The 16626-nt window shown below is 67.2% G+C and carries 18 protein-coding genes; 11 read left to right on the top strand and 7 right to left on the bottom strand.

All coding sequences use genetic code 11. The features are described from left to right. Nucleotides 1-81 precede the first annotated feature (81 nt). The 4 genes from ACFWVD_RS20595 to ACFWVD_RS20580 are packed head-to-tail and all read left to right on the top strand — an operon-like array spanning nucleotide 82 to nucleotide 2676. Entirely contained in the window at nucleotides 82-480 is a 399-nt protein-coding gene (locus ACFWVD_RS20595; RefSeq protein WP_379245068.1) for a YciI family protein, read from the top strand. Then, on the top strand, nucleotides 477-1691 hold the full coding sequence (locus ACFWVD_RS20590) for an RNA polymerase sigma factor (protein ID WP_379245066.1): 1215 nt from the start codon (nucleotides 477-479) through the stop codon (nucleotides 1689-1691). The genes ACFWVD_RS20595 and ACFWVD_RS20590 overlap by 4 nt, the downstream gene beginning before the upstream one ends. A 44-nt stretch (nucleotides 1692-1735) precedes the next feature. Further along, nucleotides 1736-2212: an NUDIX domain-containing protein gene (locus tag ACFWVD_RS20585; RefSeq protein ID WP_379245064.1), complete on the top strand. Its 477-nt coding sequence runs from the start codon at nucleotides 1736-1738 to the stop codon at nucleotides 2210-2212. A gap of 32 nt (nucleotides 2213-2244) precedes the next feature. Then, a complete protein-coding gene (locus ACFWVD_RS20580; protein ID WP_379245062.1) occupies nucleotides 2245-2676 on the top strand; it encodes a nitroreductase family deazaflavin-dependent oxidoreductase in 432 nt (143 codons plus the stop codon). A 160-nt stretch (nucleotides 2677-2836) separates the two neighbouring features. On the opposite strand, the gene ACFWVD_RS20575 is transcribed toward ACFWVD_RS20580, so the two are convergent. Then, complete coding sequence (locus ACFWVD_RS20575) at nucleotides 2837-3784, bottom strand: AraC family transcriptional regulator (protein WP_379245060.1); 948 nt, start codon at nucleotides 3782-3784, stop codon at nucleotides 2837-2839. 120 nt (nucleotides 3785-3904) lie between these two features. Here ACFWVD_RS20575 and ACFWVD_RS20570 point away from each other — a divergent pair, with 120 nt between their 5' ends. Beyond that, on the top strand, nucleotides 3905-4726 hold the full coding sequence (locus tag ACFWVD_RS20570; RefSeq protein WP_379245058.1) for an NAD(P)H-dependent oxidoreductase: 822 nt from the start codon (nucleotides 3905-3907) through the stop codon (nucleotides 4724-4726). A gap of 181 nt (nucleotides 4727-4907) precedes the next feature. Here the strand turns inward: ACFWVD_RS20570 and ACFWVD_RS20565 are convergent, their stop codons facing one another. Further along, nucleotides 4908-5792 (bottom strand): NAD(P)-dependent oxidoreductase, encoded by an 885-nt coding sequence (locus ACFWVD_RS20565; RefSeq protein ID WP_379245136.1) that lies wholly within the window; start codon nucleotides 5790-5792, stop codon nucleotides 4908-4910. Between the two features lie 60 nt (nucleotides 5793-5852). On the opposite strand from ACFWVD_RS20565, the gene ACFWVD_RS20560 reads away from it, so the two are divergent. Next, entirely contained in the window at nucleotides 5853-6209 is a 357-nt protein-coding gene (locus tag ACFWVD_RS20560; RefSeq protein ID WP_379245056.1) for a winged helix-turn-helix transcriptional regulator, read from the top strand. 107 nt (nucleotides 6210-6316) lie between these two features. On the opposite strand, the gene ACFWVD_RS20555 is transcribed toward ACFWVD_RS20560, so the two are convergent. Both ACFWVD_RS20555 and ACFWVD_RS20550 read right to left on the bottom strand, forming a co-directional pair. Further along, the gene (locus ACFWVD_RS20555) at nucleotides 6317-7153 is read right to left on the bottom strand and encodes a phosphoribosylaminoimidazolesuccinocarboxamide synthase (protein ID WP_379245054.1); all 837 of its coding nucleotides are present in this window, start codon (nucleotides 7151-7153) and stop codon (nucleotides 6317-6319) included. Between the two features lie 55 nt (nucleotides 7154-7208). Then, nucleotides 7209-7601: a hypothetical protein gene (locus ACFWVD_RS20550; protein WP_379245052.1), complete on the bottom strand. Its 393-nt coding sequence runs from the start codon at nucleotides 7599-7601 to the stop codon at nucleotides 7209-7211. Nucleotides 7602-7786: 185 nt separating this feature from the next. Between ACFWVD_RS20550 and pepN the strand changes: the two genes are divergently transcribed. From pepN to ACFWVD_RS20530, 4 genes are all read left to right on the top strand, one after another. Next, nucleotides 7787-10378, top strand: a complete 2592-nt coding sequence (gene pepN, locus ACFWVD_RS20545; protein ID WP_379245050.1) for an aminopeptidase N — start codon at nucleotides 7787-7789, stop codon at nucleotides 10376-10378. A gap of 250 nt (nucleotides 10379-10628) precedes the next feature. Next, nucleotides 10629-11234 (top strand): ClpP family protease, encoded by a 606-nt coding sequence (locus tag ACFWVD_RS20540; protein WP_379245048.1) that lies wholly within the window; start codon nucleotides 10629-10631, stop codon nucleotides 11232-11234. Beyond that, nucleotides 11231-11407: a hypothetical protein gene (locus ACFWVD_RS20535; protein WP_379245046.1), complete on the top strand. Its 177-nt coding sequence runs from the start codon at nucleotides 11231-11233 to the stop codon at nucleotides 11405-11407. The genes ACFWVD_RS20540 and ACFWVD_RS20535 overlap by 4 nt, the downstream gene beginning before the upstream one ends. After that, nucleotides 11404-11994, top strand: coding sequence for a ClpP family protease (locus ACFWVD_RS20530; RefSeq protein ID WP_379245044.1), 591 nt, complete (start codon nucleotides 11404-11406; stop codon nucleotides 11992-11994). Before ACFWVD_RS20535 ends, ACFWVD_RS20530 begins: the two co-directional genes overlap by 4 nt. 254 nt (nucleotides 11995-12248) lie before the next feature. Here ACFWVD_RS20530 and ACFWVD_RS20525 read toward each other — a convergent pair whose 3' ends face one another. From ACFWVD_RS20525 to ACFWVD_RS20515, 3 genes are all read right to left on the bottom strand, one after another. After that, a complete protein-coding gene (locus ACFWVD_RS20525) occupies nucleotides 12249-13085 on the bottom strand; it encodes an SDR family oxidoreductase (protein ID WP_379245042.1) in 837 nt (278 codons plus the stop codon). A 131-nt stretch (nucleotides 13086-13216) separates the two neighbouring features. Continuing rightward, entirely contained in the window at nucleotides 13217-14692 is a 1476-nt protein-coding gene (locus ACFWVD_RS20520) for a flavin-containing monooxygenase (protein ID WP_379245040.1), read from the bottom strand. 91 nt (nucleotides 14693-14783) lie between these two features. Then, nucleotides 14784-15893: a patatin-like phospholipase family protein gene (locus ACFWVD_RS20515; RefSeq protein WP_379245038.1), complete on the bottom strand. Its 1110-nt coding sequence runs from the start codon at nucleotides 15891-15893 to the stop codon at nucleotides 14784-14786. Nucleotides 15894-15952: 59 nt separating this feature from the next. Here ACFWVD_RS20515 and ACFWVD_RS20510 point away from each other — a divergent pair, with 59 nt between their 5' ends. Further along, complete coding sequence (locus tag ACFWVD_RS20510; protein WP_379245036.1) at nucleotides 15953-16552, top strand: TetR/AcrR family transcriptional regulator; 600 nt, start codon at nucleotides 15953-15955, stop codon at nucleotides 16550-16552. Nucleotides 16553-16626: the final 74 nt, after the last annotated feature.

Raw genomic sequence — 16626 nt, 5'->3', positions numbered from 1 at the left:
CAAGGTTGTGTCGAAGACGGCTGATCGGCTCCGACCATCCATCGAGAGCGCCACCGGGGCGCACCGAGAAGGAGCCGGATCATGAAGTTCATGCTGGTCAAGACCTATGCAGACGCCGCCTACTGCACCACACCCTTCCCGGAGTGGGCACCCGAGGACATCGCCGCGCACATCGATTTCCAGCGCATGCTGGGCGAACAGCTCGCCGCGGCGGGCGAGCTCGTCGACGCCCAGGGCCTGGCCGGGCCCGACCAGGCGATGATCGTGTGCTCCGACGGCCGTTCGGCGCCGGTGGTGACCGACGGCCCGTTTCCCGAAACCAAGGAGTTCCTGGCCGGGTACTGGGTGATCGACGTCGATTCCGTCGAGCGCGCGGTCGAGATCGCCGCGCAGGCGTCGGCGGCGCCGGGCCCCGGCGGCAAGCCGATCGGCGAGTACATCGAAGTGCGCCAGATCATGAGCGCGCCCGAGGTGCAATGACCGTACGCATCGAGGACCTGCTGCGAGAACTCTCGCCGCAGGTCCTCGGCATCTTGGTGCGCCGCTTCGGCGATTTCGACCTGGCCGAGGATTCGGTGCAGGAAGCCCTGCTGGCGGCGGCGACGCAGTGGCAGGGTGACGGGCTGCCAGAGAATCCGCGCGGCTGGTTGATCCAGGTGGCGCAGCGGCGCATGGCCGACTCGGTACGGGCGGAGGTGGCTCGGCGGCGCAGGGAGACAACGATTTTCGAACGGGAGGTGCCCGTCGAACCGGTGGCGCGTGACGACACGCTCGACCTGTATTTCCTGTGCTGTCACCCCGACCTACCACCTGCTGGGGCTGTCGCGTTGACGTTGCGTGCGGTTGGTGGATTGAGCACCGCCGAGATCGCCGCCGCGTTCTTGATTCCCGAAGCGACTATGGGACAACGTATTTCACGTGCGAAGAAGCGTTTGGCCGAATCGGATCGACCGTTCGCCGACGGGGCGCACGACAGCGCGCGGGTGGGTGCGGTGCTGCAGGTGCTGTACGTGATCTTCACCGAGGGCCACACCAGCACTTCGGGCGCGGGCTTGCGTCGCGCCGACCTGTCCGCCGAGGCGATCCGCCTCACGCGCACGTTACTTTCCCTATTGCCCGAAAATACCGAGGTGGCAAGCCTTCTCGCGCTGATGCTGCTCACCGACGCCCGCCGCGCCGCCCGCTCCGGGCCGCACGGCGAACTGATCCCCCTCACCGAACAGGATCGCTCACGCTGGGATCGCCCTCAGATCACCGAAGGCTTGCGGTTACTCACCGCGACCCTGTCGGCGGGACTGACCGGGGTCTATCAACTGCAAGCCGCGATCGCGGGCGTGCACGCCGATGCCGCACGCGCTGAGGACACCGACTGGGCGCGAATCCTGCTGCTATACAACATGATCGAGCGTCTGTACCCCAACCCTATGGTCACCCTCAACCGCGCCGTCGCCACCGCGATGGTCCACGGACCGGCCGCCGGGCTCGCCGTAGCCGACACCGTCGCCGAACCGCTGTCGCGCTCCCATCGCCTCGCCGCCGTGCGCGGACACCTGCACGAAATGGCGGGTGAGCAGGCTGCGGCCGTCGTCGAGTATCACCGCGCCGCCGAGCACACGGCGAGCGCCCCCGAACGCGACTACTTGCTGCTGCGTGCCGCTCACCTGCGCGCGGTGACTGGTAATGACAGCTGACGCCGCGACCAGGTCACACCACCGCGCCTGGCAGACTCACGGTCATGACGGACGTAATCAGTGCTGGCCTGCTCGTGTATCGCCGAGGCGAAGCCGGGGTCGAGGTGCTGCTCGGGCACATGGGCGGGCCGCTGTGGGCGAAGAAAGACGCCTCGGCGTGGTCGATTCCCAAGGGTGAGTTGGCGTCCGAGGAGGAGTCGGCGCGTGATGCGGCCGGCCGGGAGTTCACCGAGGAACTCGGGCTGCCCGCACCCGAGGGTGAGTGGGCCGAGCTCGGTCAGGTGACTTACCGCAGCGGGGCCAAGCGCAAGATCCTGAAGGTGTGGACCGTCGAGGGCGATCTCGACCCGGCCGACGTGGTGCCCGGCACCTTCGAGATGGAGTGGCCGCCGCGATCGGGGCAGGTCGCGGTATTCCCCGAGATCGACCGGGCGGAATGGTTCGACCTCGCCACCGCGGCGGAGAAGCTCGGAAAAGGCCAGCGGCCGTTCCTGAACCGCCTGGTGATCCAACTCGGGTGAGATCCGGCGGCGGTGGGAGTAGATTTCGCGGTATGCCCAGTGACCTGCAGCTGAAGATCATGAACGCCGTCCACCGCGCGTTGCTCACCGTGAGCGGTGGCCGCATCGGCACGTCGTTCATGGGAATGGCCTCCCTGGAACTCACCACGATCGGCCGCAAGTCCGGCACCCCACGCAAGTCCATGCTGACCGCGCCCGTCATCGACGGCGACACGATCGTCGTGGTCGCCTCGCGCGGTGGCGACGACACCCACCCGGCCTGGTTCCTGAACCTGCGCGACAACCCCGACGTCGAGGTCTCGCTGCGCAACGGGCCCGAGCGGCCGATGCTGGCCACCATCGCCACCCCCGAACAGCGCGCGCAGCTGTGGCCGCGTGTCGTCGCCGCGTACAAGGGCTACGGCGACTACCAGAAGAAGACCACCCGCGAGATCCCGCTGGTCCTGCTCACCCCACGAAACTGAGCCTGTGGCCTTTCCTCGGTCAGCCCGGCGCCGGTCCAGCCGCACACTATGGCCGAGTCGCCACGGTGCGATCCCCACAAGCGCAACTTTCCCCAGGCAGGCTCTCCACGCGTGGGCAACCTCGGGTCGGGCGCATCGTCCGCCCGGCACGAGGCGTCCGCTACACCCGCGCGGCCCGGAACTCGGTCGGGCTGGTCCCCCGCAAACGTTTGAAAGCCGCGCTGAAACCGAACGCGTCGGAGTAGCCGACCGTGGTCGCCACCTGCGCGACGCTGCGGGCGGGGTCGGCGAGCAGTTCCTCGGCTTCGGCCATGCGCCATTCGGTGAGGTAGGCCAGCGGCGGTTCGCCCATCACCTCGGTGAATCGTTTGGCGAACAGGGCGCGCGAGACCGCCGCCTCGGTGGCCAGGCTCGCCACGGTCCAGCGGTCGAACGGCCGATCATGGATGGCGGTCAGCGCCGGCCCGACCACCGGATCGGCCATGCCCCGATACCAGGCGGGCGCGCAGTGTTGCTGTTCGGAAAGCCAGGACCGCAGCGTGCAGACCAGCGCCCAGTCCAGCAGCCGGTCCATCAGTGCCTGCGAGCCCGCGCTCATGCGGACCGCGTCGGCGGCGGATTGTTCCAGCCACCGGCACATTTCGGGGTCTTCGTGCACGACCATGACCTGCGGTAGTGCGCGCAGCAACCGTTCATGACGCCGTCCCGACGCGCGGTAGGCGCCGACGAGCAACGAAGTCTCCCCTGGCACACCAGTTCTCGTCGGTACCTCGATCAATTCCGGTGTCGCGCAGGTGAAATCGGCGGGGCCGAAGCCGTCGGGTACGAAGCAGGACAATTCGTAGCGCTCGTGCGGGCGGTCCAGCGCGGCGGGCGTATCGGCGAGATGGAACGGTTCACCGGCCTGCACCAGCGCGGTATCGCCCGCGACCAGACTCGTGCGCGATCCGTCGGCGAGCACCAACGTGCCGCCGCCACGCAGCACCGTCACCATGATCAGCGGCGCCCGATCGGCGAAGCGAATCGTCCACGGCGGGCGCAGCACCGCATGGGCCACGACCGATCCTTCGGCACGAATGCCGCTCAGCAACGAACTCAACGGGTCCACTCCCCCAGCGTAGACGAATTCCTATCGACCGGAGATGATCACCCATAGATCGTCCACACGATTCGCGGTTGACTGAATACATCGGGCCGAACAGCCCGCACCATCGAACAGGAGCCCACCGTGACCCAGTCCGCCGCCACCACGACCGCCATCGCCGAACTGACCACCACCGACTCCTCGACACCGGGCACGTCGCCGGCCACCCTCGACACGGCGACGCATCATGCCGCGCAGCCCACCACCACTGCGCCGACCAGCGGTGAGCCCAACGTCGAGCGGTCCGCACCGACCGCACTCGTCGTTCTCGGCCACCATCGCGCCGACTCGCTGTCGGCTCATATCGCCGCCAAGGCCGTCGACCGGCTCACCGCAGCGGGCTACGCCATCGACTACCTCGACCTGCAGGCGGAGAACTTCGACCCGCGCATGACCGTGGCCGACCAGCCCGAGTGGGGCAACCGCGACAAGCAGTACTCCCCCGACGCCGAAGCCCACATGCAGCGAATCCTGGCCGCCCAGGTCGTGGTCGTGGTGTTCCCGGTCTACTGGCAGAGCGTGCCCGCCCTGCTCAAAGGGTGGATCGACCGCATCTGGAACTACGGTTTCGCCTACGGCCGCAGCAAGCCACGTCTGGCGGGCAAGCGCATTCTGTGGCTCGGATTGGCCGGGGCGACAGCCGATGACGCGATCCTCCCCGGCATGCAACAGCTACTGGAAGCCCAGCTCAACGAGGGTCTGGCCTACTACAGCGGTTTCGCGGAGTCCCGAGTCGGCCTACTCCCCGATGCCGAGGAGCAGCCCCAAAGTATCGATGCCGCAGGCAATCTCGTGATCGGCGAGGCGATCAGCGGCGACGCGCGCACCACCCACTACGCCGCCTTCGACGCGAAAGCCGAGGCCTTCGTCGACGACTTGCTCGCCGTCGACCTCGTCAACGCCTGAACCACAGTCACGCAGGGACCGGTCCCCGCGCGCTCACCCGTTGCGACGACGTCGCAACCCGGCGTAATCGACCAATCTGCCGCCACCACAGTCGGAAAAGCGACTATGCGGCGCCGTTCTGGTCGATTACGCCGGTCGGATCCGGCAAGTGGCTACGGGCCATCGACGGCAAGGCGACCAGTCACAGGCCGGTGAGGTTGTGGCGCAGCACTCGGTAGAGCTCGGTGGGGTTGCCGGATTCGGCGGCGGACTTGTCGATCAGGTCGATGGCGGCGGCGGTGAACTCGTCGCTTTGGGGCTGCACATAGTCCGCCGGGTTGTCGATGCCGGGGGCGTATCCCGCGAGCAGGTTCGCCATCGCCTGCAGGAACGGCCCCATCAACTCGGCAAGGCGCGCAGCCGAGCCGCCGGTGGCGTGAACCATCGCACCACCCTGGCGGAACGCGGCGAACATGGCGTACATGCCACCCAGGATCGAGACGTCGTACATGGCGGCGGCGCCCAGATCCTCGCCGACGAACTCGGCACGACCGAACAAGTCCAGCACCGCACGGAACCGCTCGAACCCCGCGGCCGCACCGCTGTACAGCACGAAAGCCGCGGGCCCACCGATCATTTCGGGCACGGCCATGATCCCGCCGTCGATCAACTCGACCTCGTTCACATCAGCCCAGCGCCCCGGCGAGCGCGCCTGCTCCGGCGAGGTGGTGGTCAGGTTCACCACCACCTTCCCGCGCACCTGGTCCGCGGCGGGCTCGAGGTGTTCGCGTACCGCGGCGTCGTCGAGCACGCACAGGATCACCAGGTCCGCCGCCGCCATCGCCTGCGCGGAGGTCGCCGCGAGCTTGGCACCGTCGGCCACCACGGCGTCGGCCCGCGCCGCAGTGCGGTTCCACACCGTCACCTCGTGGCCGCCCGCCAGCAAGGCCTTCGCCAGCGCGGTGCCCATCGCCCCGAGTCCGATCACCGAAATACGCTGTACCGCAGTCTGATTGGGCATTGTTCTCCTAGATCCGAAGCTCTTCGCTGCCGAGCGGCAACGCCCTCCTAGAATCGCCGGTTGCACTACACTCGACAAGTACCGACTATCAAGTGCAATACCCACCTAAAAGTAAGTAAGGCGACTATGAAGCAGCGAGAGCGTCCGTATTCCTGCGGTATCGACGCCGCGTTGGACGTCGTGGGCGGCAAATGGAAAGCCCTGATCCTGTGGGCCCTGTCCACCGGCACCCAACGCTTCGGCGACCTGAAACGCCTGGTCCCCGGCGTGACCGAGAAAATGCTGATCCAGCAGCTGCGCGAACTCGAGCACGACGGCATCATCGCGCGCGAGGTCTACGCGCAGGTTCCTCCGAAGGTGGAGTACTCGCTCACCGAGCGCGGGGTGTCACTCAACGCGGCGCTGGTCACGCTCGGCGCGTGGGGCAACGAGAACATGGAACACATCTGCGCGGTCAAAGGTGTTGAGGCACCCGTGCACTGACACGACACTCCAACACATCTGCGCGGTCAAAGGTGTTGGGGCACCCGTGCACTGACGGCTGGATATCGGGTGCGGCGCCGGCTCGTGCGGCTCGGCGCCGCGTCGGATCAAGCCTGGATTCCGGCCCATTTCTGACCGGTGATCAGCTCATAAGCCTGTTCGTACTTGCGGCGAGTTCCCTCGACGACATCAGCGGGGATCTCGGGCCCCGGGTATTCCTTGTTCCACCCGGTGGAGGTCGACCAGTCGCGCACGAACTGCTTGTCGAAGGAGGCCTGCGGGCGACCCGGCTCCCACTCGTCGGCAGGCCAGAACCGCGAGGAATCCGACGTCAGCACCTCGTCACCGAGAGTGAGAACCTCACCGTCCCAACCGAATTCGACCTTCGTATCGGCGACGATCACACCCGCCTTCGCCGCATGCTCGGCCCCCCGCGAGTAGATCTCCAGCGTGAGATCACGCAACTTCTCCGCCACCTCACGACCTTCCTGATTCACCACATCGGCGAAACTGATCGCCTCGTCATGCCCCTCGGAAGCCTTGGTCGACGGCGTGAAAATCGGCTCGGGCAGCTTGTCCCCATCCCGCAGACCAGCAGGCAACGCGATCCCCGACACAGTCCCCGACTGCTGGTACTCCTTGAGCCCGGAGCCCGTCAGATACCCCCGCGCGATGCACTCCACCGACAGCATCTTCAACGGCTTCACCCGAATCCCCCGCCCCGCGAACTCCGCGGGCACATCGGTAGCCGACACCACATGATTCGGAATCCCCGTGAAGTACTCGAACCACCAGTTCGACAACTGCGTCAGCAGCGCACCCTTGTCCGGAATCGGCGTCGGCAACACCACGTCATAAACCGAAACCCGATCCGACGCGACGAGCAGCAAGGTATCGCCGTCCTCATAGAGGTCGCGAACTTTCCCCGCGTGCACATGCTTCACCGTGGGCCTCCGAATCCGTGGAACCGAACCTGTCGTGGGCAAACGATACCGTCGCCTATTCCGCGACCATCAGCGTGGCACCGGCGACGAGCGCGATGAAGCTGGCCGCACCCGCCACCACGGGCAGGTACTTGATCGGAATGAAGAACAGCGACGACGACGGCGCGTACTCGATCGGCTCCCCGGTCTCGGGATGGGTCACCGCGACCATGGTCGCGCCGTCGGCACTGACGACCTCCAGACGACGAGGCTTCTCCAGCCCGTCGATCAGGTACCACAGCAGCGCCCACACCACGGTGACAATCAGCGCGTTCACCCCGAACAACAGGAACGCGCCCGCGCCGCGCACCGGCCCACCGATCAACGCCTCCTCGGCCGCGAGCGCGGGCAAGATCACCACCGGGATGAGCAGAAAGAACAAGATTCCCCAGCGGGTCCAGACGATCACGAGATTCCCTACGAGCGTGGCACCAGCGCGCCGATCGAGCGACCACGATCGTTCGTGGTCATCGGGAATGTACTCGGCTGACCAGGAGCCGACACCACCGCGCCGATAACTCGCGCGCGCCGCCGTGGCGAGGGTGGCATTGTGGACGCCGAAGAGCCGTGTTCGTCGAAGAGCGAAGGAGATCAATGTCTGCCCCGAATCTCACCCGCGATCAAGCGGTCGAGCGTGCCGCCGTGGTGGCTGTGCGGAACTACCAGATCGAACTCGACCTCACCGATCAGCCGCGTGGTGCGGGGTCTGAGGTGTCGGACGCGTTCGGATCGAAGACCACCGTTACCTTCACCGCTACGCCCGGTGCGAGCACGTTCATCGATCTGGTCGCGCTGCGAGTGCGGTCCGCGGTGCTCAATGGGGTTGCCCTCGACGTGAGCGCCTACGACGAGTCGACCGGGATCGCGCTGGCGGGCCTGGCCGAGGACAACGAACTGATTGTCGAGGCCGAGTGCGAGTACTCGCATACCGGTGAGGGTTTGCACCGGTTCGTCGATCCGACCGACGACAAGGTCTACCTGTACTCGCAGTTCGAGACCGCCGATGCCAAGCGGATGTTCGCCTGCTTCGATCAGCCCGACCTCAAGGCCACCTTCGACGTCGTGGCCACCGCGCCCGACGACTGGGAAGTCATTTCCAATGGCGCCGAGGTCGAGCAGGAGAAGATCGGCGCGGTCGTGCGCCACACCTTCGCCACCACGCCGCGGATGAGCACCTACCTGGTCGCCTTGATCGCGGGCCCGTACGCGAAGTGGACGGACACGTTCAGCGATGCCAGCGGTGATATCCCGCTCGGCCTGTACTGCCGTGCGTCGCTGGCCGAACACATGGACGCCGAACGGCTGTTCACCGAGACCAAACAGGGTTTCGAGTTCTACCACAACAACTTTGGTGTGCCCTACGCGTTCGGCAAGTACGACCAGCTGTTCGTGCCGGAGTTCAACGCGGGCGCGATGGAGAACGCGGGCGCAGTCACCTATCTCGAGGATTACGTGTTCCGGTCCAAGGTGACCCGCGCGTCCTACGAGCGTCGCGCGGAGACCGTGCTGCACGAGATGGCGCACATGTGGTTCGGCGATCTGGTCACCATGAAGTGGTGGGACGACCTGTGGTTGAACGAGTCGTTCGCGACCTTCGCCTCGGTCCTGTGCCAGGCCGAGGCCACCGAATACACCAGTGCCTGGACCACTTTCGCGAATGTGGAGAAGTCCTGGGCCTACCGTCAGGACCAGCTGCCCTCCACCCATCCGATCGCCGCCGACATCCCCGACCTGCACGCGGTGGAGGTCAACTTCGACGGAATCACTTACGCCAAGGGCGCTTCGGTTCTCAAGCAGCTGGTGGCCTACGTCGGACTGGAGCCGTTCCTGGCCGGTCTGCGCGACTACTTCGCCGAACATGCTTACGGCAACGCCACTTTCGACGATCTGCTCGCCGCGCTGGAAAAGGCGTCGGGCCGCGATCTGTCGGATTGGGGCGCGCAGTGGCTCAAGACCACCGGCCTGAACATCCTGCGCCCCGATTTCACCGTCGCCGACGACGGGACCTTCTCGAGCTTCGCGGTCGCGCAGGAAGGCGCCGCGCCCGGCGCGGGCGAGTACCGCGTGCACCGGATCGCGATCGGCGTCTACGACGATGTCGACGGAAAGTTGGTGCGCACCAAGCGAGTCGAGCTCGACCTCGACGCCGCCCCGCGCACCGAGGTACCCGAACTGGTCGGTGTGCCGCGCGGTGCGCTGGTGTTGGTCAACGACGACGACCTCACCTACTGCTCGCTGCGTCTGGACCCCGAATCCCTGGACGTGGTCGTGCAGCGCGTGGGTGACATCGCCGACTCCCTGCCGCGCACCCTGGCCTGGTCGGCAGCGTGGGAGATGACCCGGCAGGCCGAGATGAAGGCCCGCGATTTCGTCGCGCTCGTGCAGCGCGGCATCGGCTCCGAAACCGAGATCGGCGTGGTGCAGCGCCTGCTCATGCAGGCCAACACCGCCATCGCCAGCTACGCCGATCCGGCGTGGGCCGACGCGGAAGGCTGGCCGGGATTCGCCGACCGGCTACTCGAACTGGCCCGCGACGCCGAGGCCGGTTCGGACCACCAGTTGGCCTTCGTCAACGCGCTGACCGGCTCGAAGCTGGAAGCCCGCCACCTCGACGTGCTGGCGCAACTGCTCGACGGCGACCCCGCCGCGGCCGGCCTGGCCGGTCTCACCATCGACACCGACCTGCGCTGGCGCGTGGTCACCGCGCTGGCGGCAGGCGGCCGCATCGACGCCGACGGCATCGAAACCCCCACCATCGACGCCGAACTCCAGCGCGACCCGACCGCGGCAGGCAAGCGCCAAGCGGCCACCGCCGCCACCGCCCGCCCGATCCCCGAGGCCAAGGCCAAGGCCTGGAACACCGTGATGGCCGACGACTCCGTCCCCAACATCACCGCCCGCGCCATCGTCGGCGGCTTCGCCCCCGCAGGCCAAGGCGAACTGCTGGCACCGTACATGGACAAGTACTTCGCCGACATCCCCGCAGTCTGGGACCGCCGCTCGAGCGAAGTAGCCCAAACAGTGGTCATCGGCCTGTACCCCCATTGGGCAATCACCGAAGAAGCGGTAACCAAAGCCGACGAGTTCCTCGCAGGCAACCACCCACCGGCCCTGTACCGCCTGGTCTCCGAAGGCCGCTCCGGCATCGAACGCTCCCTCCGCGCAAGAGAATTCGACGCCAAGTAGGTAACTGGACCCGAGAGCCCGGTGCTGCGACTTCGCACACCGGGCTCTCGGCCGTATCCGCGGCCCGCACCCGGCGCAATCACACACTTCGTCGCCTTACAGTCAGAAAACTGATTCTCGGCAGGCCGATTGCGTGATTACGCCGGGTTCGACGGCTAGGCGCGACGTGAAGTCGGCTCGCTGCCGTGAGCAGATCTGCTGAGGGCAGCGATCGCGGCGAAACATGGTGTCCGCGAGGCACCGTGGACTCATGGCACACGACGACAAGACCCCGATGTTCACCTGGCGAGCCCGCGAACAACTGTTCGCCCGCCGCATCCTCGTCCTCGACGGCCCCCTCGACGACGACAACGGCACCCTGCTCATCACCCAACTACTCACCCTGGGCGCCCAAAGCCCCGAAGCCGGCATCTCCCTGTGGATCCACTCCCCCGGCGGCTCCGTCCCGTCGATGCTGGCGATCCGCGACGTGATGCGCCTCGTCCCCTGCGAAGTCTCCACTCTCGCCCTCGGATTGGCCTGCAGCGCAGGACAATTCCTACTCTCCGCCGGCGCACCCGGCAAGCGCTACGCCCTCCCGCACGCCCGCGTCCTCATGCACCAGGGTTCGGCGGGGATCGGCGGCAGCGCGGTAGAGGTCGAGGTCCAGGCCGACGACCTGCGCTACACCGTCGACACCGTGCTCGGTTTGATCGCCGCCGACACCGGCCAACCCTTCGACCGCATCTACGAGGACTCCCTGCACGACCGCTGGTTCACCGCACCCCAGGCACTGGAATACGGGTTCATCGACCACATCGTCGAATCGTTCGACCAGGTCGTGCCCAACCGGCACCGCATCGGAATCACCGCATGAAAAACACTGCCGCACACAGGTTCCCGTCACTGGTACGCAAGGTACTCGCTGCCACGCACCGCGAACATGGCCCACAGCGCATCGTCGCCTCGGTGCCGTTCGGTGGCGGACTCGCCGCAGCGGACCTCCCGTACTCCACGTCGTTCAGCTACCTCCGGAAGGCCAGCGCATGACCTACACGATCCCCAACGTGGTGTCCCAGCACCCCGGCGGCGGTGAGCGGATCACCGACATCTACTCACACCTGCTCAGCGAACGCATCGTCTACCTGGGCACCCCCATCGACTCCGGCGTAGCCAACGCCCTCATCGCCCAACTCCTGCACCTGGAATCCGACAGCCCCGGCCAGGCGATCAGCCTCTACATCAACTGCGAAGGCGGCGACCTGTCCGCCATGCTCGCGGTCTACGACACCATGCGCTTCATCAAAGCCCCCGTGCACACCACGTGCGTCGGCCAGGCGATCGCGGTCGGCGCGGTCCTGCTCGCTGGCGGCGCCCCCGGACACCGCGCGATGCTGCCACATACCCGAATCGTGTTGCACCAGCCCGCAACTCGCGGCCAGGGCACCATCCCCGACCTGATCCTGCAGGCCGACGAAATCGTGCGCATGCGCGCGGCGATCGAGGCGATCCTGTCCAGGCACACCGGCCAGACCCCGGAAACCCTGCGCCGCGACACCGACCGCGACCGCGTGTTCACGGCCGACACCGCACTGGACTACGGCCTGGTCGACCAGGTCCTGCACGAACGGGAGTGAGCGGCCGCAACTCGAAGAGACGGTTCGGCGGCGGGCGTACTCGACGGAGTCGAACTCCATCCCTTCCACGCCGACGACGCCACCACCACCGGACTGCAGTGATCGATCCGGGCGCACGCGTCCGGTGGGCGTCGAGCTTGTCCGGCGTAATCGACCACTTCAGCCGCGTTCAGTCGAAAATATCGACTCGGACGCGACGAAGTGGTCGATTACGCCGGGCGCAGGCGGTCCTGCGTGGCGCGACTACTCGACACTCACTGCTTTTCGATGCGATCCAGGTAGACCCGACGCACATCGTCGTCCACCCGCGAGATCGCGGCGTCATCGTGAGCCACCTTGCGGAAGGCCCGCATGACCGGCCCCGGGATGAGCCCGTGCGCGTTCGCCAACACCCCGACATACCCGGGAACCGACGTCTCGCCCGCCCGAGTCTTCACCGTGCGCACCACCGCGGCGGCGATGTCCTCGGGGTCCACCGTGGGCAGGAAGCCCAGGTCGATGCCGGAGCTGAGCTCGGTGCGCACCGCCGACGGCAGCACCGTGCTCACGCTGACGCCGGTACCTTCCATCTCGAGGCGGGTGGCCGCGGTCAAACCGACTACCGCGAACTTGCTGGCGTTGTACACAGCCAAACCCTGCAGCGGGAACTTGCCCGCCAGCGACGCCACGTTCACCACGTGCCCGTACCCGCGCTCGACCATGCCGGGCAGCGCCAGTCGCATGCCGTGGATGACGCCGTAGACGTTGACGTCCATGGTGAGCTGGTCGATCCGGTCGGACTGTTCCAGGAACGCGCCGTTGGGCATCACGCCGGCGTTGTTCACCAGCACGTCCAGCGGCAGCCCGCGCCACTGCGCCGTGGCGTCGAGAAATGCTGCGTACGACGACTTGTCGGTCACGTCGAGAGCGTGACCCATCGCGTGATCACCGAGGTCGGCGGCGGCCTGCACGGCCAGCGCTTCGTCGAGATCGCCGAGTGCGACATACGCGCCGGCCTCGATGAACGCTTTGGCCGTGGCCAGTCCGATGCCGCGGGCGGCACCGGTGATCGCGATGGTGGCGCCTTCGAGGTCGATCCGTGGGTAGGTCATGTCGTGGCCTCTCGTCGAGTACATACGTGCGCGACCGAATAGGTAGCGCGAGTGGAAGCGACCGGTATCTCGGCGAGATCGATCGGGGGACTACTCATGGCGTGGTGACCCGGTTTCGCTGGTAGGTCGACTCATGCGGAGACTGTCGCGGCGTGGGTGATGGTGAAGTCGGCGGGGTCGAACGTGCTCACGCGGGAGGTGAGTTCGCCGGTGGACCAGGGCCAGCTGAAGCTGTTGCGGCCGTTGACGTCCATGTAGTAGCTGCGGCAGCCGCCCGCGTTGTAGACGGTGGTCGCCAGCGCTTCCTGCACCTGGTCGACGTAGCCCGACTGCACCTCGGGGCGCACGTCCAGGGCCGCCCAGCCTTCGCGACGGGCGGCGGAGATGGCCGAGGTCAGGTAGGCCACCTGGGCTTCGAGGATCGCGAACGCCGAGGAGTGCCCGGTGCCCAAGCTGGGGCCCAGCACCGTGAACGAGTTGGGGAACCCGGTGGTGACGGTGCCCAGATAGGCCTCGGGCGAGCCCTTCCAGTGCTCGGCCATGGTGCGGCCGTCGGCGCCGACCACCACATCCGACAGCGGGGAGTCCAGGATGTGGAAGCCGGTGCCGAGAATGACGGCGTCGACCTCGGCGGTGGTGCCGTCGGCGCCGACCACGGTGTTGCCCCGGAATTCCCGCACCGCGGTGGCGTGCACGTCGACGTTCTCGCGGGTCAACGACTGAAGGTAGTTGTTGGAGAACAGGATTCGCTTGCAGCCCAGCAGGTAGTCCGGCGTGAGCTTGGCGCGCAGTTCCGGATCACGCACCACCGCACGCAGATACGCCGAACCGATGGACTGCACGACCTGCATCAGCGGACGCGGATGCCGGAACGCGACACCCAGACCTTCCATCATGCCGTATTCGAGCGAGCGCAAAACCTTGTGCACGAACGGGATTCGTCGCATCACCCGCTTCTCGACGTTGGGCACCCGATGGTCGGGCTTGGGCAGCACCCACTGCGCGGTGCGCTGGAACAGGTGCAGCTGGGCGACGTCGGGCGCGATCGCGGGCACGAACTGCACCGCCGACGCACCGGAACCGACCACCGCGACGCGCTTGCCGCGCAGGTCGTAGTCGTGATTCCAGCGGGCGGAATGGAAGACCTCGCCGGGGAAGTCGGCAAGGCCGGGGATCGACGGCAGGTTGGGTTCGTTCCACGGGCCCGCGGCCGACACCACGAAACGCGCCGTCATCTCACCCTGGTCGGTCTCGACCCGCCACAGGTTCGCGGCGTCGTCCCACCGGGTGCCCACCACCGAGACGCCGAAGCGCGTGCGTTCGACCAGCCCGTGCTCACGCGCGACCTTGTCCACGTACTCGAGGATCTCCGGCTGGGTCGCGAACAGCCGCGACCATTCACTGTTGGGCGCGAAGGAGAACGAGTACAGCCCCGACGGCACATCGCACGCGCAACCCGGGTAGGTGTTCGCCCGCCAGGTGCCGCCGTACGCGTGCGCCTTCTCCACGATCACGACATCGTCGACGCCGGCCTCGGCCAATTTGATCGCGGCCGCGATGCCGGAAATGCCGGCGCCGATCACGATTACTTCGTGGTGCACAGTCATCAGATTTCTCCTTCGAGCGAAACAGAGCCAACGGCGTGGGCGCGCGAGAACCGCACGGCCTCAACGCAACTGGTCGAAACTTGGTTGCCGATCATGCGGATACCCGGTCGGCCGTGTGGATCGCGGCGGCGACCCGCTCATCGATAGCGCGACGGGCCGCGGCCAGGGTGGCGGGGCGCCGGACGGCGTCCATGAAGTTGGGGCCCATCGCGGCGAGTTCCTCGCGGCCCGGTTCGACGCGGATCACGCGGGTGCCCGCGGCCCGGAGCAGGGCGATTTCGCGGTCGAGGCCGCGGGTCATCTGTGCGCGCAGCAGTCGCTCGACGCGGTCGACGCCGGTGGCCGGCGCGCCACCTTCGGAGGTCATCGGGGCGATCACCACCACCTCGTCCAGCTGCAACGGCGCCAGCAGATCGGCCGAGACCGAGGACACCGAACCGCCGTCGACATAGTCGCGCCCGCCGATCCGCACGGTCGGGAACCAGCCGGGAATCGCCCACGAGGCGGCGATCGCGTCACCGATGTCGACCGCGTCCTGTGCGCCGACGCGTCGCCCACCGGTTGCCTCGTCGCGCACATCAGCGGCGGCTCGCGCACCCTTCGCCACATCGCGCACATCAACGGCGGCTCGCTCACCCTTTCCCGCATCGCGCACGTCAGCGGGGGCTCGCGCACCCTTCGCCGTTTCGGCGATGTCGTGCGCGTTGGCGCCGAAAGCCACTCGCTCGCCCGTTGTCGCGTCGGCGGCGACTACCCACGTCGCGGGATGGCTGACCCAGCCGTCGGGTCCGGCCAGCGCCTGGCCGTACCGGCGCAGCCAACCCGCGTCGCCGCGCCCGCGCGGGAGCAGGCCGGCCAGTGCGGTGTAGGGCGAGCGGGTGCGCAGGCCGGCGCCGACCAGGCCGATGGCGGGGAACGCGAGGGCGGGCGGCGGGGGGAGTTTGCCCGGGTCGACGGCGACGTGAGCGGCCAGGATCGGGTCGGCGTCGGGGGTGCCGTCCAGGGCCGCGAGCAGGTCGGTGGGTGTGCGGCCCGAGCCCAGTGCGGCGACGAGTTCGGCGCCGGCGGACGTGCCGATCAAGACCTCGGCGGTGCGGATATCCCAGTTCAGCGCGCGTTCGACGGCGTCGAGGGCGACGGCGGTCCAGGCGAAACCGAGCAGCCCTCCGCAACCGATGGCCACGCCACGTCGTGTAGTCATGTTTCGAATACTAAAGGTATTCGAGTTCCAACGGTAGCCCATTTGCTAAACTCCCGCACATGGCCAGGATGACGCGCAAGGAGTCGCACGCACTCACTCGTGAGCGTCTGGTCGAAACGGCCACCCGCCTGTTCCTGGCCGACGGCTACAACGTGACCTCGCTGGAAAAGGTCGCCACCGAGGCCGGGTTCTCCAAAGGCGCGGTCTATTCCAACTTCGCGACCAAACACGAACTTGGCCTGGCCGTGCTCGACGTGGTGCACGTGCAGCGCGCGGAGTCGCTGATCGCCGCGATGCTGGCGCACGACACCATGGCCGAGCGCATCGAAGGTTTCGCGCGGTGGGCCGACGAGAACATCGGTGATGTCGGCTGGACCGCGCTGGAAGTCGAGTTCGCCACCAGCACCCGGCACATGCCCGAGGTGCGCACCGAGCTCGCGAAACGGCGAAGCGGCCTCACCGCGATGCTGGCCACGGTGGTCCGCGCACAAGCCGACGAGCACGGGCTCGAGCTCACGATGTCGCCGGAAGACGCTGCGCTGCAATTACTTTCGATGGGCATCGGCCTGGGCGTGCAACGCGCGATCGACCCCGAACTGCCGGTCAGCGCGATCGTGGACCTGCTCCGCAGCCAGATCGCTTCGGTCCGCACAGCCTGAGCCGCACCGACCTGGACAATTGATCACCAGGCAACTACGCAAACATCGCGCGAGAGAGAAAATCCCTCATAGCC

Source organism: Nocardia sp. NPDC058666, from assembly GCF_042714895.1.
Taxonomy (GTDB): Bacteria; Actinomycetota; Actinomycetes; order Mycobacteriales; family Mycobacteriaceae; genus Nocardia.
The sequence above is the reverse complement of the archived record's forward strand: the minus strand, read 5'-3'. Positions and strand labels throughout refer to the sequence as shown.

Coding starts and splice junctions, on each gene's coding strand:
- ACFWVD_RS20585 (WP_379245064.1), top strand. CDS start 1,736: ATGACGGACGTAATCAGTGCTGGCCTGCTCGTGTATCGCCGAGGCGAA.
- ACFWVD_RS20520 (WP_379245040.1), bottom strand. CDS start 14,692: ATGACTGTGCACCACGAAGTAATCGTGATCGGCGCCGGCATTTCCGGC.
- pepN (WP_379245050.1), top strand. CDS start 7,787: ATGTCTGCCCCGAATCTCACCCGCGATCAAGCGGTCGAGCGTGCCGCC.
- ACFWVD_RS20540 (WP_379245048.1), top strand. CDS start 10,629: ATGGCACACGACGACAAGACCCCGATGTTCACCTGGCGAGCCCGCGAA.
- ACFWVD_RS20535 (WP_379245046.1), top strand. CDS start 11,231: ATGAAAAACACTGCCGCACACAGGTTCCCGTCACTGGTACGCAAGGTA.
- ACFWVD_RS20560 (WP_379245056.1), top strand. CDS start 5,853: ATGAAGCAGCGAGAGCGTCCGTATTCCTGCGGTATCGACGCCGCGTTG.
- ACFWVD_RS20515 (WP_379245038.1), bottom strand. CDS start 15,893: ATGACTACACGACGTGGCGTGGCCATCGGTTGCGGAGGGCTGCTCGGT.
- ACFWVD_RS20530 (WP_379245044.1), top strand. CDS start 11,404: ATGACCTACACGATCCCCAACGTGGTGTCCCAGCACCCCGGCGGCGGT.
- ACFWVD_RS20595 (WP_379245068.1), top strand. CDS start 82: ATGAAGTTCATGCTGGTCAAGACCTATGCAGACGCCGCCTACTGCACC.
- ACFWVD_RS20525 (WP_379245042.1), bottom strand. CDS start 13,085: ATGACCTACCCACGGATCGACCTCGAAGGCGCCACCATCGCGATCACC.
- ACFWVD_RS20580 (WP_379245062.1), top strand. CDS start 2,245: ATGCCCAGTGACCTGCAGCTGAAGATCATGAACGCCGTCCACCGCGCG.
- ACFWVD_RS20510 (WP_379245036.1), top strand. CDS start 15,953: ATGGCCAGGATGACGCGCAAGGAGTCGCACGCACTCACTCGTGAGCGT.
- ACFWVD_RS20590 (WP_379245066.1), top strand. CDS start 477: ATGACCGTACGCATCGAGGACCTGCTGCGAGAACTCTCGCCGCAGGTC.